This is a genomic window from Methylobacterium sp. WL1, from assembly GCF_008000895.1.
Taxonomy (GTDB): Bacteria; Pseudomonadota; Alphaproteobacteria; order Rhizobiales; family Beijerinckiaceae; genus Methylobacterium.
Genome location: NZ_CP042823.1, coordinates 106,562 through 120,107, shown reverse-complemented (window position 1 = coordinate 120,107; position 13,546 = coordinate 106,562). Strand labels below are relative to the sequence as shown.

Below are 13,546 nucleotides of genomic sequence, written 5' to 3'. Positions count from 1 at the left end.
TGGTGGCACTCACAGACAAGGTTGGCCATGCGCTCGCTTAAGATCTCTCTTCTCGGCGTCATCGCCGCCACCGGCTTCGGCGCCCTGGCGTCTGCGCCCGCCCAGGCCCAGGAGGGTTTCGGTCCGGGTCGCGTCTATAGTGTCAGCCGTCCGCTTCCGATCCGCGTTCGCCCGCGCAGCTGGCTCGACGCCGGCAACGTGCCTCTGACCTCGAACGTTCCGGGCGCCGGCGGTTCGCGCAACCCGGCCCTCAACCCCTACCTGATCGCCGCCTCGAACCAGCTGAACCCGGCCTTCGGCCCGAATGACCGCTTCGGCCGTGGTATCCTGCCGGATCCGATCACCAACGGCCCGTTCATCGGCGCGCGCTCCTCGGCCATCCGCAACGTCGACCTTTCGTTCGTCGACCGTCTGGACCCGACTTCGCCGCTGTACGGCCGCCCCTACTAAGCCAAGCGTCATTTTCGGAATATTTGAAGCGCGGGCCTTCGGGTCCGCGTTTTCTTTTGTGGGTCGCCCATCCCCGCGGTCGGGCATGCCCCGACACCGGCTTCGACGGCATCGTCCGTGCAGCCGCACGACCTCCGAAGCCGTCCGTCGAGACACGTGACGTGCTGACCGTAGTACGCGGGGTTCGAACACCAGGGTGGGCGAGCGCGGCGTATTCCCGACACTGTCCACCCCGAACGCAAAACGCCGAGGGGACAGCGCGGATTACTTCAACTGCACGCTGTCGACGACGGAGCGGAACTTGGCGAGCACGCCGGTCCGCTGATCCTCCCGGACCACGCCCAAGGCACGCAAATAGCCGTCCGGATTGAAGCGGATCGTCTGCGAAACGACCACAGGCACGTTGGTGGGCATGTCGACGGCCCGGGCCACGATCTCGTGCCAGTCGACCCCATTCGAACGGTAGCTCTGTGCGCGCTCGATCACGAAGTCCTTCATGGTTTGGTTCGAGGCCAGGGCCGCCCTGGCGAAGGCGTCGCGCTGCTCGGCGGTGGGCGGCTGCTGGACTGCCTGGGCTAAGACCAGGATCGGCTGTTCGAGGTTCTGCATCTGGTCCTTCGGACCCGCGGTGAGCAGGACCGAATTGCCCGCCATCACGCGCACCGGTCGGAACCCGGCCATGTCACCGATGCGGAAGGGCAGCGCGTCGACCTGCTGGGTCAGGGTCAGGGCCGGGCGCAGGGTGACGCCGGTCACCAGCTTGCGCATCGTCTCTTCGGTTTCCGCATCCGGAAGCGCCTGCGCGATGATCAGGCCGGTCACGGAGGGCGTACCGACCACGAGGATCCACTTGCGGATCGCGGGCGCGGTGGCGTTCGGATCGGCGGGCTGCTCGCCGGTGTAGAGCATGCCTTCGTTGTCGCCGATCTTGACCTCTTCGCGCTTCTCCACCGCGAAACCCTGGCTGAGCAGGTTCGCGTCGGTGAAGCCGCTCACGAGTTCCGCGAAGGCGTTCGGCGGCAGTTCCACCACCGACACGGTAGCGCCGCCCTCCTTGCGCTCGAAGCCCGAGAAGCGCCGCGACAGCGACATGTCGGCCGGCGGCTCGAAGCCGAAACGGGAGCCCGGCGGGAAGACCGGTTCGGCGGCCTGCGTCACGGAGCCGTATCCGGCCAGCAGGACGGCCAGGGACAGAACCCGTCCGAGACGCAGCGTCAGGTTACCCACCAGCATCGGAAACCGGTTCTCCTCAAGCCAAAGCCCACATGGGCTCGCCTTGTGCGATGGGTCCGACGGCGGGCAGCCAGTGTCAAGCGCCTGCGGGATCAGGAGATCGGGAGATCCGCTGCCGCGCCGTCACGCCGTCGGCGTGCTGACCCGGCGCAGCGTCAGGTTGCAGCGGCCGCCGGCCGGCAGGAAGCGCGGCAGCGGGTTCTCGGCGAGCAGGCCGTCGTCAGGGTAGAGCCGGTCGATTCCGTGGTGGATCAGGCGCGAGGCGCCGCCGATGACCAGGGCGTCGCCGGGACGCAGGCGCACCGAGCGTGTCGGGTCCGAGCGCCGGAGACCGCCGTAGCGGAACAGGGCCTCCGCCCCCAGGGACAGGGACAGAACCGGGGCGGAGAAGTCGGCCTCGTCGCGGTCCTGGTGCAGGCCCATGCGAGCGCCCGGTCCGTAGAGATTGATCAGGCAGGCTTCCGGCAACGCCGGGAAGCCGGAGAGCGCTTCCCAGGCGGCTAGGGCGATCGGCGGGATCGCCGGCCACGGCGCGCAAGTTCCGGGATGGGTCGGCTGGTACCGGTAGCCCTGCCGGTCGGACACCCAGCCGAGAGGGCCGGCATTCGACATCCGGACGGAGAACGGTTTCCCGGTCCGCGGCATGGACGGGGTGATGGGCGGCGCAGCTGACAGGACGGCATCGACCTCGGCGGCGAGGCGCGTGCGGGCCGCCAGGTCCAGCAAGTCCGCGTGAAGAATCAGCCCGGGCGCGAGCTCAGTCGCCAATCAGCCACCCGCCGCGACGTCGCGGGTCAAGATCTCCTTGGAGGCCACCGCGGTGTCGGCGCCGAGCTGGTAGATCAGCGGCTCGCCGGTCCTGATCTCCAGGCTGGCGATGGTGTCCGGCCCCAGATGGTCGAGGACCATCACCAGAGACCGCAGGGAATTGCCGTGGGCTGCGACCAGGACCCGCTGGCCGGCCATCACCCGTGGCAGGATCGTCTCGATGTAGTAGGGCAGCACCCGGGCCGCGGTATCCTTGAGACTCTCGCCCCCGGGCGGCCGAACATCGTAGGAGCGCCGCCAGAGGTGGACCTGCGCCTCACCCCACTTGGCGATGGCATCGTCCTTGTTGAGGCCGGCCAGGTCCCCGTAATCACGCTCGTTCAGCGCTTGCGCGCGTACGATTTCGATGTCCGAAACACCCATCGCCTCCAGCATCAGTGCGCAGGTGCGCTGTGCCCGGACGAGTCCGGAGGTGAAGGCGACATCGAATCCGTAGCCTGCGCGCCGGAGCGCCCCTCCCGCGGCCTGCGCCTCGGCGACGCCGCGCTCGGTCAGCCCGGGATCGCGCCAACCGGTGAACAGGTTCTTGAGGTTCCATTCGCTCTGGCCGTGGCGAGCGAGGACGAGCAGGCGCTCCATCGGACGGTCGTATTCCCTGATGGTCTAAAGCCCGAGCACGTCCGCCATGGAGTAGAGACCCGGCGGCTTCGGATGCGCCCAGAGGGCGGCCCTCACGGCGCCGGCGGCGAACAACCCGCGGTCGGCGGCGTGGTGGCTGATGGTCAGGCTCTCGCCGGCCCCGGCGAAGATTACGCTGTGGTCGCCGACCACGGATCCGCCCCGCAACGTGGCGAAGCCGATATCGCCCGGCCTGCGGGCGCCCGTATGCCCGTCCCGGGTCGAGACCCGCACGTCCTTGAGCTCGACGCCCCGCCCCTCGGCGGCAGCCTCACCCAGGAGCAAAGCCGTGCCGGAGGGCGCATCCACCTTCATCCGGTGGTGCATCTCGGTGATCTCGATATCGAACTCGTCGCCCAGCGTCTTGGCGACCCTGCGGACCAGTTCGGCCAACAGGTTGATGCCGAGCGACATGTTGCCGGAGCGCACGAGGCGGGCATGGTAGGCGGCAGCCTGCAGCTTCCCGAGGTCGTCGTCGGACAGGCCGGTCGTCCCGATCACGTGGACGATGCGCGCCTGGGCGGCCAGTTCGGCGAACTGCACGGTGGCGGCCGGGGCCGTGAAGTCCAGCACGCCGTCGGCGGTTGCGAACGCGGTCAACGGGTCGTCGGTCACCGGCACGTCGAGGGGAGGGAGGCCGGCGAGCACCCCGGCATCCTGCCCGAGGACCGACGAACCCGCGCGCTCGATCGCCGCCGCCAGGGTACACCCCTCGGCCTCGGACACCGCGCGGATCAGCATCCGCCCCATGCGCCCGTCTGCGCCGACCACCACGAGCCGCATCTGTCGTTCCTATCGTCGTTCCGTCTCGGACGACCCTGGCCGATGCCGGGCGCCCCATCAATGGGCCCGACCTCGGCGAAGGGCCGTCGGGTTCCCGCGTCGCCGCTTCGAGGAGCGCGACCTGGGAACCCGGGCCGGCTCAGGCCTTCTCGGGGGCGATCGCCTCAAGGCCGCCAATATGCTTCTGGGCGTAGAGCGGCAGGCCGATCTGCTTGATCAGCTCGAGTTGGGTCTCAAGGAAATCGATATGGCCTTCCTCGTCCGTGGCCAGATCCTCGAACAGGTTCTTCGAGACGCGCTCGTTGATCGATTCGCAGTACTGCGCGGCCTCGAGATAGAGGCTGCGGGCGCCGTTCTCGGCAGCCAGGTCGCACTCGATGATCTCCTGCACGGTCTGGCCGATGCGGAGCGGCTCCAGCTCCTGCAGGTTCGGGAATCCGTCGAGGAACAGGATCCGGTCTACGAACCGGTCGGCGTGGTTCATCTCCTCGATCGATTCCTTGCGCCAGAACTTGGCCAGATCGATATAGCCCCAGTCATTGAGCATCCGGAAATGCAGCCAGTACTGGCTGACCGCAGTCAGCTCGCTCTTCAGGCCGCGATTCAGGTACTCGATGACCTTGGTGTCGCCCTTCATGCCCCCGTACTCCTTACAGCTCTTTTGGCGGGGGGCTTAGGCGTTACGCCGTGATTCCATCCTCCGCAGTTTGGAATAAGACCAAACTGCAAGCGTTAGCGCAAGTCGTCGAGCATTCATGGCTGCCCTGATCGGCTGCCGCTTCTCCCAGCGCGCTGCGCATGATCTCCCGAATGGTCCGGGCGCAGCGCCCGCATTTCGGGCTGCAGCCGAGGCAGGCGTAGACCTGCGCCGGGGTGCGGGGACAACCTGGGCCGGGTGACAGGCAGCTGCGAACGGCGCCATCGGACAGGACGTTGCAAGAACAGACGATCATGCGCGCTGCAGAACCCGTCTTCCTAGGGCCTGACCCGACCGTGTCGGACAAGGCGTTTCGGACCTACCAGATTAGAACGACTGAAAAGTAGAAGCTTTTTCAATAGTTTACTGGTCGCCGAGGGAGATGGCACCCAAGGCGGCCTCGGTCAAGACGGTGCAACTCTCAGCGCTTCGAGCGAATCGTCCCCATCCGATCGACCAGCCGGCGGCCCGAACCGGCCGGCGTCAGCGCGCGAGTTCGCGCAGCCCGAGCCGAATCAAAACCTTCGCCTCGGCGCCCTCCCCGGCCCCCTTCAGGACCGACGCGATGGCCGAGGCCGCCTGCACCTGTGGATAGCCGAGATTGACCAGCGCCGAGATCGCGTCGGCCACCGGTCTGGGCGCGGCGCCGTCCTCGACCGCGCCGGTCAGGGCGACCAGGGCGGGGTCGATCGGTGCGAAGGTGGGCGCCTTATCCTTCAATTCGGCGGTCAGCCGGGCGGCGAGCCGCGGCCCGACTCCGGGTGCTCGGCTGATCGTGCCCTTGTCGCCTGTGGCGATGGCGTTCGCCAGGGCATCGGGTTCCAGGACAGACAGGATCGCCAGGGCGACCCGGGAGCCGACGCCCTGGACGGTCTGGAGCAGCCGGAACCACTCCCGCTCGGCATCCGAGCGGAATCCGTAGAGCCGGATCATGTCCTCGCGGACATACGTTTCGATCGACAGGTCCGCCGGCTCGCCGACCTTCGGCATGCGCTGGAGCGTCCGCGCCGAGCAATGCGCGATGTAGCCGACGCCGGAGACGTCGAGGATGACGAAATCCTCGCCGAACGAATCCACCACGCCCCTGAGCTTGCCGATCATTCTGTGCCCGTCCGCTGCCGTCGCGATGCCTATAGAAGCCGGGGCGCGTCCGCCAGACGCGCTTGAGCCCGTGGGCACTTCGTGGAATCAGGGGCGCCGTGACGGCCAGGCTTGAGGACGACCGAGATCCGGCCGGACGAGCGGGGAAACGACCATGCGCGCGCCCATTCTCGCCCTGATCGGTCTTCTGTGCCTCGGCCCCGCCCGGGCCGCGGACGATCCGGCCGCCACGACGCCGAGCAAGGACCCGACCCAGGTCCGGCCGGGCGCCTACGTCCTGGATCCGGATCACGGCAAGGTCACATGGTCGGTGAGCCATCTCGGCTACTCGACCTATTACGGCCAGTTCACCGGCCTGACCGGCACACTCACGCTCGACCCGAAGGCACCCGACAAGAGCCGCCTGGAGGTCAGCGTGCCGCTCAGCGGGGTCAGCACGGGCAGCACTCGCCTGAACGAGAATTTGGCGGCAGCCGATTTCTTCGACACGACCAAGTTCCCGAGTGCCACCTTCACGGCCACCACCGTGGAGCCGACGAGCCCGACCACCGCGCGGATCACCGGCGACCTGACCCTGCGCGGCGTCACCCGGCCGCTGGCGATCGACGCCACGTTCAATCAGGCGGGCATCCACCCGGTGGACAAGCGCTACACCGTCGGCTTCGACGGACGCGCGATGGTGAAGCGCTCGGATTTCGGCGTGAACGCCTACCTGCCGGCCCTCGGCGACGAGGTTTCGCTGCGCATCGAGGGTGAGTTCAAGGCGGCTCAATGACCTGCGGGAAGGATCGTGGCCGCAGGAAGGATCGGAGACACGGAAAGCAACGTCGGCCCGGCGCGTCGGCGCGATCGGACCGGCTCGACGTTGGCGCAGGCGGCCCCACCGGTTAAAGGCAGCCCAGGTCGCGCCCTCGCCGCGGACAGGTCGCCGGATGCGTCCGGGCCTGTCGCGGACGGCGCGCCGATCGCTGCCATGGAGATCTGAGCGTTGCGCGGAGCTTGGCTGATTTCGGTTCTGGTGCTGGCGGGTCCGGCCTGGGCGCAAGCGCCGGCGGTGCCTCCTGCGTCCACCCCCCTCGACAATTATGCCGAGGCGGCGGCTACGACCATTATCGCCGAGCAGGCCTGTCCGGGCATCCAGGTGAAGGCCGGGCAGCTCACGACCCTGCGGCTCGCGACCAAGGTCGCCGCGGCGCAGGAAGCCATCCTGCAGGAGAAGTTGCGGACCCGGGCCACGCAGGTCCGGCAGCAACTCGCCGCGGACGGGCGAGAGGCGTGGTGCACGCAGGCGCTGGCCGCGTTCGGCCCCCAGGGCAGCGTCGCCAAGGGCATTCTCGCGACCGGCGCGCTGATCCGCTGATCCCGTCCAGGATTGACACGGAGCCACCCCGCCCCTACTGACCCGGCATGGCGCGCGGCCTCCTCGACGAGGTCCGCGCGTTTCGCGTTGTCCGGGTCCGCCCGTGCAATGACTTCAAACAAGAAGCCGGTCCAGGGGCAGCCGCCCCGGAGGCCGTTCGAGAACACGAGAGCAACGATGTTCGCAGTCATCAAGACGGGCGGCAAGCAGTACCGCGTCGCCGCCAACGACACCATCACCATCGCCACCCTGCCTGGCGAAGCCGGTGAAACCGTGACCTTCGGTGAGGTCCTCCTGTTCGCTGACGGTGCGGGCGCGACGCAAGTCGGTGCGCCGACCCTGTCGGGCATCAGCGTCACGGGCGAGATCGTGAGCCACGGTCGCGACAAGAAGGTCATCGCCTTCAAGAAGCGCCGCCGCCAGAACTCGCGCCGCAAGCGCGGTCACCGCCAGCACCACACCGTGGTGCGTATCACCGCCATCTCCGCGTGATCGAGCGCGGGCCTCCGGCGAGGCCCGCGATCCGCGCGACCCACACGCATTCGGAGCAGATCCCATGGCACACAAGAAAGCAGGCGGCTCGTCCCGCAACGGCCGCGACTCGGCCGGCCGTCGTCTCGGCGTCAAGAAGTTCGGCTCGGAAGCCGTGATTCCGGGCAACATCATCGTGCGCCAGCGCGGCACGAAATGGCATCCCGGCAGCAATGTCGGCATGGGCAAGGACCACACGCTGTTCGCGCTGGTCCCGGGCCATGTCCGCTTCGAGACGCGCCGCGGGCGCGAGTTCGTAGCCGTAACCCCGCTGGCCCAGGCCGCGGAATAACAGGCGGGCGCCCGAGCGGCGAAGCTGGCGTCCCGCCCGGTGTCCCACACCGGACCGGAGACGTCGATGCCGAGCCCCTGACGGGACGGATCGGACGGAACACCGGGGAGGATGGGGCACCATCCTCCCCTTCGTCGTCTTGAGGCGGTGCCCCGGAACCGGGAACGCCGCCCTGCGAGGGCACGATGTTCCCCGATCTCACCCGCGACGACGTTTTCCGGATCGAGACGCGCAGGCTCTGGCTGCGCTGGCCGACCGCCAAGGACAGGGACGCGGTCCTGACGCTGGCGGGCGACCGCTCCGTGGCCGAGATGACCGCCCGGATCCCGCATCCGCTCGACCGGCACGCCGTCGATGCGTTCCTGCTCGAGACGCGGGTCGCCAACACGGCCGGCCGCGGCCTGACGCTGGCGCTGACCGAGCGGTCGGCCCCGGCCAAGCTGATCGGCCTGGTCGGGATCTCGGGTGGTGGTACGCCGGCGCATCTGGGCTATTGGCTCGGCCGGCCCTGGTGGGGCAACGGCCTGATGGGCGAGGCCGCGCGGGCCCTGGTCCATGCCTATTTCGCCTATGCGGGCGGGGGCCGGATCGAAGCTTCGGCGCTGCCGGCGAACCCGGCCTCCCGGCGTGTCTTGGAGAAGGTCGGTTTCCGGGTGATCGGGCGTGGCCCGCGCGCCTGCCCGGCCCGTGGCGGCGACCGGGAGGTCGACCTGTTCGGCCTCGACCGCAACGACTGGGTGGCCCATGTGGATGCTTCCGATTCCCCAGCGGAACTCGCAGCGGCGTCCTGAATCACAGCGTTCCGGCCTCCCCGAATGGAGGGGCCGGGCGCGGCGTCGAACAGTCCGACGCACCCACTCTATGCCGCGACGACTCCCGGGTTGCCGAGGCTAGCCAGCGACGAGATGCACCGTGAAATTCCTCGACGAAGCCAAGGTCTATGTCCGCTCCGGTGACGGCGGTCCCGGCTGCGTCTCGTTCCGGCGGGAGAAGTTCATCGAGTTCGGCGGCCCGAACGGCGGCGACGGCGGCCGGGGCGGCGACGTCTGGGTCGAGTGCGTCGAGGGGCTCAACACCCTGATCGACTACCGCTACCAGCAGCACTTCAAGGCCAAGAAGGGCGAGCACGGCATGGGCTCGAACTGCCACGGCGCCAATGGCTCCGATGTGGTTCTGAAGGTCCCGGCCGGCACGCAGATCTTCGCCGAGGACGGCGAGATCCTGATCGCGGACCTCACCGAGGTCGGCCAGAAGATCCGGCTCGCAAAGGGCGGGAACGGTGGCTTCGGCAACGCCTACTTCACCACCTCCACGAACCGCGCGCCCAAGCACGCCAATCCAGGCCTCGAGGGCCAGGAGATGTGGATCTGGCTGCGGCTCAAGCTGATCGCCGATGCCGGCCTCGTCGGCCTGCCCAACGCCGGCAAGTCGACCTTCCTGGCGAGCGTCACCGCGGCCAAGCCGAAGATCGCCGATTATCCGTTCACCACGCTGCATCCGGGCCTGGGCGTCGTCCGCTCGGACAACCGCGAATTCGTGCTCGCCGACATTCCGGGCCTGATCGAGGGCGCCCACGAAGGCGTCGGGCTCGGCGACAAGTTCCTCGCCCATGTCGAGCGCTGTCGCGTGCTCCTGCACCTGGTCGACGGCACCACCGAGCATGCCGGCAAGACCTACAAGCTGGTCCGCGGCGAGATCGAGGCCTATGGCAATGGCCTGGCCGACAAGCCCGAGATCGTGGCGCTCTCGAAGGCCGACGCCCTCGATGCGGAGACGCTCAAGAGTCAGGTCGCCAAGCTGAAGCGCGCTGCCGGCCGGGCGCCGCTGGTCCTGTCTTCGGCCAGCCGCAAGGGCGTCCCGGAGGCGCTTCGGGCGATCCAGACCGAGATCGATGCGCGCATGGCTGAGGAGGCGAATGCCCGGCCCGTCGTCGCTTGGGAGCCGTGAGTGACGGGGCGGCACGCGCGCGTTCGTGGCGTACCGGTACCTTCGACGACGGGGAGCGGCTCCGTTAGTCTCCCAGGCCCGACTCGGACCGGGCAGATGCACGAAGCCCTGATCTTTGCCTACGCTTGCCGATCTGCACGGAACGCCGTTCGATAGGCCCGTGATCGACGCGCTGCCGGGCCGCCGTCTCAACGTTCGATGAGGCGCAGTCCAGCGTAGCGCGCAAGCTGAGCATGCCGGATGTGCCCGCGGTCGTGACATACTCGCGGTCGCGTCCCGGCCGCTGTTCATTCGCAAAAACATCGTCCAAACCGCATCCCGTGCCTCGTCTCTGCGAAGAATTATGATCCCGGCCCTCGAAGAATTCCGCCGCGTCGTCATCAAGGTCGGGTCGGCCCTGCTGGTTGATCGCAATGCCGGCCGGCTGCGCCATGCCTGGTTGGCGGCTCTGGCCGAGGACATCGCGGAGTTGCATGCGCGCGGCGTCGACGTGCTGGTCGTCTCCTCGGGCAGCATTGCGCTCGGTCGGACGGTGCTGGGCCTGCCGCCGGGGATCCTGCGGCTGGAGGAGAGCCAGGGCGCAGCCTCCGTGGGGCAGATTACCCTCGCCAGGCACTGGGCCGAGGCGCTCGGGCATCACGGCATCGTGGCGGGCCAGATCCTGGTGACCCCGCAGGACACCGAGGAGCGACGCCGCTACCTCAACGCCCGGGCCACCGTACTGAAGCTCCTGGAGATGCGCGCCGTCCCGGTGGTCAACGAGAACGACACGGTGGCGACCTCCGAGATCCGCTACGGCGACAACGACCGGCTGGCCGCCCGGGTCGCCACGATGATCGACGCCGACGTGCTGGTCCTGTTCTCGGACATCGACGGCCTCTACACCGCGCCGCCCCTGTCGGATCCCGATGCGCGGCACCTGCCCGTGGTCGAGCGCATCACCCCGGAGATCGAGGCGATGGCCGGCGGCCCGGCCTCGGAGCTGTCCCGGGGCGGCATGCGCACGAAGGTCGAGGCGGCCAAGATCGCGGCCTCAGGGGGCACCCACCTGGTCATCGCGGACGGACGGGGCAAGAACCCCCTGAAGGCGGTGCGGGAGGGCGCGCGTTGCACGTGGTTCCTATCCGGCTCCACCCCGACCGCGGCACGCAAGACGTGGATCGCCGGCTCCCTGGAGCCGCGCGGGACGCTGACCATCGATGCCGGGGCCGCCAAGGCGCTGCTCGGCGGGGCCAGCCTGCTGCCGGTGGGCGTCCGGGCGATCGAGGGCAGTTTCTCCCGGGGCGACGCGGTGCTGATCCGGGATCCGGACGGGCGCGTTCTGGGCCGCGGCCTCGTGGCCTACGACAGCGCCGAGGCGGCGCTGATCATCGGCCATCCGAGTGCGCGCATACCGGATTTGCTCAACTATCCCGGCCGCGCCTGGATGGTGCACCGCGATGATCTGGCTCTGTTTTGAATTGAACTGACTCAGATCAATTATTCGCGTGCGGTCGATGGTGTGAACCCTGTCACGATTGCCGTGCCGACACACTTGTAGGCCCATCGCCCGATGTGCAAATACGACACTCTCCCCCTGTCGGGCCGGTTTTCGCGGCCCTCGAACACTGAGGACGCCAGCGTGCCCGTCCTGAACTTGAGATCGGATTTCGCCGAGGCCGAGGCGCTGCCGGAGCAGATGGCGGCGATCGGTCGGCGGGCGCGCGTCGCCGGCCGGCGCATGGCGCTCGCCTCGGCCCAGACCAGGACAGGGCTCTCCGGCTGATCGCCGAGCGCCTGCGGCCAACGCCGCGGAGATCCTGCGGGAGAACGCCCGCGATGTCGCCGCCGCCCGCCAGGCCGGCCAGAGCCCGGCCCTGATCGACCGGCTCGCCCTCGATGCCGCCCGCGTCGCGGCGATCGCGGATTCCGTCGACAAGGTCGGCTCCCTGGCCGATCCGGTCGGGCGCCAGCTCGCCGCGATCGAGCGGCCGAACGGCCTGCTGATCGAGCGCATCGCGGTGCCGCTCGGCGTGATCGGCGTGATCTTCGAGAGCCGCCCCAACGTCACCGCGGATGCCGGCGCGCTCTGCCTCAAGGCCGGCAACGCCGCGATCCTGCGCGCCGGCTCCGACAGCCATCGCAGCGCCATGGCCATCGCCAAGGCGATGAGCGAAGGCCTGGCCGAGGCCGGCCTGCCGGCCGACGCGATCCAGCTGGTCCCGACCCGGGACCGCGCCGCAGTCGGGCTTATGCTCGGCGGCCTCGACGGCTGCATCGACGTGATCGTGCCCCGGGGCGGGCGCGGCCTCGTGGAGCGCGTCCAGGCCGAGGCGCGGGTGCCGGTCTTCGCCCATCTCGACGGCGTCAACCACGTCTACGTCGCGGCCGGGGCGGATCTCGACATGGCACTGGCCGTGGTGCTCAACAGCAAGATGCGCCGGACCAGCGTCTGCGGCGCGGCTGAAACGCTGCTGGTCGATCGGGCCTGTGCGGCGACCCACCTCGCGCCCCTCATCCGCACCCTGCTCGATGTCGGTTGCGCGGTGCGCGGGGATGCCGAGGTTCAATTGGCGGATTCCCGGGTGACGGCGGTCTCGGAGGATGACTGGCACACCGAGTATCTCGACGCGATCATCGCGGCCCGCGTGGTCGATGGGATCGACGCGGCGATCGAGCATATCGAGACCTACGGCTCGCATCACACCGACGCGATCATCACGGGTGACCGCGCCGAGGCCACGCGCTTTTTGGCGGAGGTCGATTCGGCGATCGTCACCCACAACGCTTCGACCCAGTTCGCCGACGGCGGCGAATTCGGCTTCGGGTCCGAGATCGGCATCGCCACCGGTCGGATGCATGCCCGCGGCCCGGTGGGCGTGGAGCAGCTGACCACGTTCAAGTACCGGGTCCACGGCAGCGGCCAGATCCGCCCGTGATCCCGTTCGAGGCGTTCGCCCCAGAAGACCCGGCGTGCGGCTGACCCTGCCGCCGAGCGCGCCCGGTATGCGGATCGGCCTCTACGGCGGATCCTTCAATCCCGCCCATAACGGACACCGCCACGTCACCGTGACGGCGTTGCGGCGCCTCGGGCTGGACCGGGTCTGGTGGTTGGTCAGCCCGGGCAACCCGCTCAAGAGCCGGATCGCCCTGCCATCCGTGGAGGCACGCTGCGCGCAGGCCCGCGATATCGCCCGGCACCCGCGCATCGCGGTGACCGGGATCGAGGCGGCCCTCGGCGTACGATTCACGGTCCAGACCCTGCGCCACCTCACCCGGCGCTGCCGCGGTGTGCACTTCGTCTGGATCATGGGCGCGGATTCGCTCGCCACCTTCCACCGCTGGAAGGGCTTTGCGGAGATCGCGCGGCTCGTCCCCATCGCGATCATCGACCGGCCAGGCTACACCATGACGCCTCTGAGCGCCCGGGCGGCCCATCGGCTGGCGCAGGCCCGGGTGCCGGAGGCGGCGGCGCACACCCTGCCGGTGCGCCCGCCGCCGGCCTGGACGTTCCTCCACGGACCCCGATCGCCCCTGTCGTCGACCGAGATCCGCAATGGCCGCGGGGGGACTCGGGGACCTCCGTACGCGACGCAGTTGCAATCGCCGCACGTTACCGCCAATTTCATACCGGTTCGCGTGCCCTGAGAGGGCTGCGCGGCAACACGAGGAATCAGGACGCTGCCCGAGACTATTCGCACGGAGACCATCCGCACCAATGCCCCCG

At 69.0% G+C, this 13,546-nt stretch carries 16 protein-coding genes and 1 pseudogene; 10 read left to right on the top strand and 7 right to left on the bottom strand.

Features of this window, described 5'->3' with window-relative positions:
• The first annotated feature begins 27 nt into the window (after window positions 1-27).
• Window positions 28-450, top strand: a complete 423-nt coding sequence (locus tag FVA80_RS00835; RefSeq protein WP_147908222.1) for a hypothetical protein — start codon at window positions 28-30, stop codon at window positions 448-450.
• 264 nt (window positions 451-714) lie between these two features.
• On the opposite strand, the gene FVA80_RS00830 is transcribed toward FVA80_RS00835, so the two are convergent.
• The 7 genes from FVA80_RS00830 to ruvA all read right to left on the bottom strand — a co-directional run bounded on the left by FVA80_RS00830 (window position 715) and on the right by ruvA (window position 5,710).
• Complete coding sequence (locus FVA80_RS00830) at window positions 715-1,683, bottom strand: hypothetical protein (protein ID WP_147908223.1); 969 nt, start codon at window positions 1,681-1,683, stop codon at window positions 715-717.
• A gap of 123 nt (window positions 1,684-1,806) precedes the next feature.
• Window positions 1,807-2,451 carry an alpha-ketoglutarate-dependent dioxygenase AlkB gene (locus FVA80_RS00825; RefSeq protein ID WP_147908224.1) on the bottom strand — a complete coding sequence of 215 codons (645 nt, stop codon included), beginning with the start codon at window positions 2,449-2,451 and terminating at the stop codon, window positions 1,807-1,809.
• The gene (locus tag FVA80_RS00820) at window positions 2,452-3,090 is read right to left on the bottom strand and encodes a 2,3-bisphosphoglycerate-dependent phosphoglycerate mutase (protein ID WP_147908225.1); all 639 of its coding nucleotides are present in this window, start codon (window positions 3,088-3,090) and stop codon (window positions 2,452-2,454) included.
• Window positions 3,091-3,114: 24 nt separating this feature from the next.
• The gene (gene dapB, locus FVA80_RS00815) at window positions 3,115-3,912 is read right to left on the bottom strand and encodes a 4-hydroxy-tetrahydrodipicolinate reductase (RefSeq protein ID WP_147908226.1); all 798 of its coding nucleotides are present in this window, start codon (window positions 3,910-3,912) and stop codon (window positions 3,115-3,117) included.
• A 139-nt stretch (window positions 3,913-4,051) separates the two neighbouring features.
• Window positions 4,052-4,549: a bacterioferritin gene (gene bfr / locus FVA80_RS00810; protein ID WP_147908227.1), complete on the bottom strand. Its 498-nt coding sequence runs from the start codon at window positions 4,547-4,549 to the stop codon at window positions 4,052-4,054.
• 43 nt (window positions 4,550-4,592) lie between these two features.
• The gene (locus tag FVA80_RS30870; RefSeq protein WP_147908228.1) at window positions 4,593-4,865 is read right to left on the bottom strand and encodes a (2Fe-2S)-binding protein; all 273 of its coding nucleotides are present in this window, start codon (window positions 4,863-4,865) and stop codon (window positions 4,593-4,595) included.
• Between the two features lie 227 nt (window positions 4,866-5,092).
• Window positions 5,093-5,710 (bottom strand): Holliday junction branch migration protein RuvA, encoded by a 618-nt coding sequence (gene ruvA, locus FVA80_RS00800; protein ID WP_147908229.1) that lies wholly within the window; start codon window positions 5,708-5,710, stop codon window positions 5,093-5,095.
• Window positions 5,711-5,864: 154 nt separating this feature from the next.
• On the opposite strand from ruvA, the gene FVA80_RS00795 reads away from it, so the two are divergent.
• The 9 genes and pseudogenes from FVA80_RS00795 (at window position 5,865) to FVA80_RS00755 (ending at window position 13,467) form a co-directional block, all read left to right on the top strand.
• Window positions 5,865-6,485 carry a YceI family protein gene (locus FVA80_RS00795; protein WP_147908230.1) on the top strand — a complete coding sequence of 207 codons (621 nt, stop codon included), beginning with the start codon at window positions 5,865-5,867 and terminating at the stop codon, window positions 6,483-6,485.
• Between the two features lie 213 nt (window positions 6,486-6,698).
• Window positions 6,699-7,070, top strand: a complete 372-nt coding sequence (locus tag FVA80_RS00790; RefSeq protein WP_147908231.1) for a hypothetical protein — start codon at window positions 6,699-6,701, stop codon at window positions 7,068-7,070.
• Window positions 7,071-7,247: 177 nt separating this feature from the next.
• Complete coding sequence (gene rplU, locus FVA80_RS00785) at window positions 7,248-7,562, top strand: 50S ribosomal protein L21 (RefSeq protein WP_147854182.1); 315 nt, start codon at window positions 7,248-7,250, stop codon at window positions 7,560-7,562.
• A gap of 64 nt (window positions 7,563-7,626) precedes the next feature.
• Window positions 7,627-7,893, top strand: a complete 267-nt coding sequence (gene rpmA, locus FVA80_RS00780) for a 50S ribosomal protein L27 (RefSeq protein WP_147908232.1) — start codon at window positions 7,627-7,629, stop codon at window positions 7,891-7,893.
• A gap of 185 nt (window positions 7,894-8,078) precedes the next feature.
• On the top strand, window positions 8,079-8,684 hold the full coding sequence (locus tag FVA80_RS00775; RefSeq protein WP_147908233.1) for a GNAT family N-acetyltransferase: 606 nt from the start codon (window positions 8,079-8,081) through the stop codon (window positions 8,682-8,684).
• Between the two features lie 121 nt (window positions 8,685-8,805).
• Complete coding sequence (gene obgE, locus FVA80_RS00770) at window positions 8,806-9,840, top strand: GTPase ObgE (RefSeq protein ID WP_147854180.1); 1,035 nt, start codon at window positions 8,806-8,808, stop codon at window positions 9,838-9,840.
• Window positions 9,841-10,183: 343 nt separating this feature from the next.
• A complete protein-coding gene (gene proB, locus FVA80_RS00765) occupies window positions 10,184-11,299 on the top strand; it encodes a glutamate 5-kinase (RefSeq protein ID WP_147908234.1) in 1,116 nt (371 codons plus the stop codon).
• A gap of 162 nt (window positions 11,300-11,461) precedes the next feature.
• Window positions 11,462-12,758 (top strand): annotated as a pseudogene (locus FVA80_RS00760) (glutamate-5-semialdehyde dehydrogenase).
• A gap of 67 nt (window positions 12,759-12,825) precedes the next feature.
• Window positions 12,826-13,467 (top strand): nicotinate-nucleotide adenylyltransferase, encoded by a 642-nt coding sequence (locus FVA80_RS00755; protein ID WP_246692483.1) that lies wholly within the window; start codon window positions 12,826-12,828, stop codon window positions 13,465-13,467.
• Window positions 13,468-13,546: the final 79 nt, after the last annotated feature.

What these genes read in the sequence shown, in the direction of transcription:
- FVA80_RS00835 (WP_147908222.1), top strand. Translation starts at nt 28, where the DNA reads ATGCGCTCGCTTAAGATCTCTCTTCTCGGCGTCATCGCCGCCACCGGC.
- rplU (WP_147854182.1), top strand. Translation starts at nt 7,248, where the DNA reads ATGTTCGCAGTCATCAAGACGGGCGGCAAGCAGTACCGCGTCGCCGCC.
- ruvA (WP_147908229.1), bottom strand. Translation starts at nt 5,710, where the DNA reads ATGATCGGCAAGCTCAGGGGCGTGGTGGATTCGTTCGGCGAGGATTTC.
- FVA80_RS00830 (WP_147908223.1), bottom strand. Translation starts at nt 1,683, where the DNA reads ATGCTGGTGGGTAACCTGACGCTGCGTCTCGGACGGGTTCTGTCCCTG.
- FVA80_RS00820 (WP_147908225.1), bottom strand. Translation starts at nt 3,090, where the DNA reads ATGGAGCGCCTGCTCGTCCTCGCTCGCCACGGCCAGAGCGAATGGAAC.
- proB (WP_147908234.1), top strand. Translation starts at nt 10,184, where the DNA reads ATGATCCCGGCCCTCGAAGAATTCCGCCGCGTCGTCATCAAGGTCGGG.
- dapB (WP_147908226.1), bottom strand. Translation starts at nt 3,912, where the DNA reads ATGCGGCTCGTGGTGGTCGGCGCAGACGGGCGCATGGGGCGGATGCTG.
- FVA80_RS30870 (WP_147908228.1), bottom strand. Translation starts at nt 4,865, where the DNA reads ATGATCGTCTGTTCTTGCAACGTCCTGTCCGATGGCGCCGTTCGCAGC.
- bfr (WP_147908227.1), bottom strand. Translation starts at nt 4,549, where the DNA reads ATGAAGGGCGACACCAAGGTCATCGAGTACCTGAATCGCGGCCTGAAG.
- FVA80_RS00795 (WP_147908230.1), top strand. Translation starts at nt 5,865, where the DNA reads ATGCGCGCGCCCATTCTCGCCCTGATCGGTCTTCTGTGCCTCGGCCCC.
- rpmA (WP_147908232.1), top strand. Translation starts at nt 7,627, where the DNA reads ATGGCACACAAGAAAGCAGGCGGCTCGTCCCGCAACGGCCGCGACTCG.
- FVA80_RS00775 (WP_147908233.1), top strand. Translation starts at nt 8,079, where the DNA reads ATGTTCCCCGATCTCACCCGCGACGACGTTTTCCGGATCGAGACGCGC.
- FVA80_RS00755 (WP_246692483.1), top strand. Translation starts at nt 12,826, where the DNA reads ATGCGGATCGGCCTCTACGGCGGATCCTTCAATCCCGCCCATAACGGA.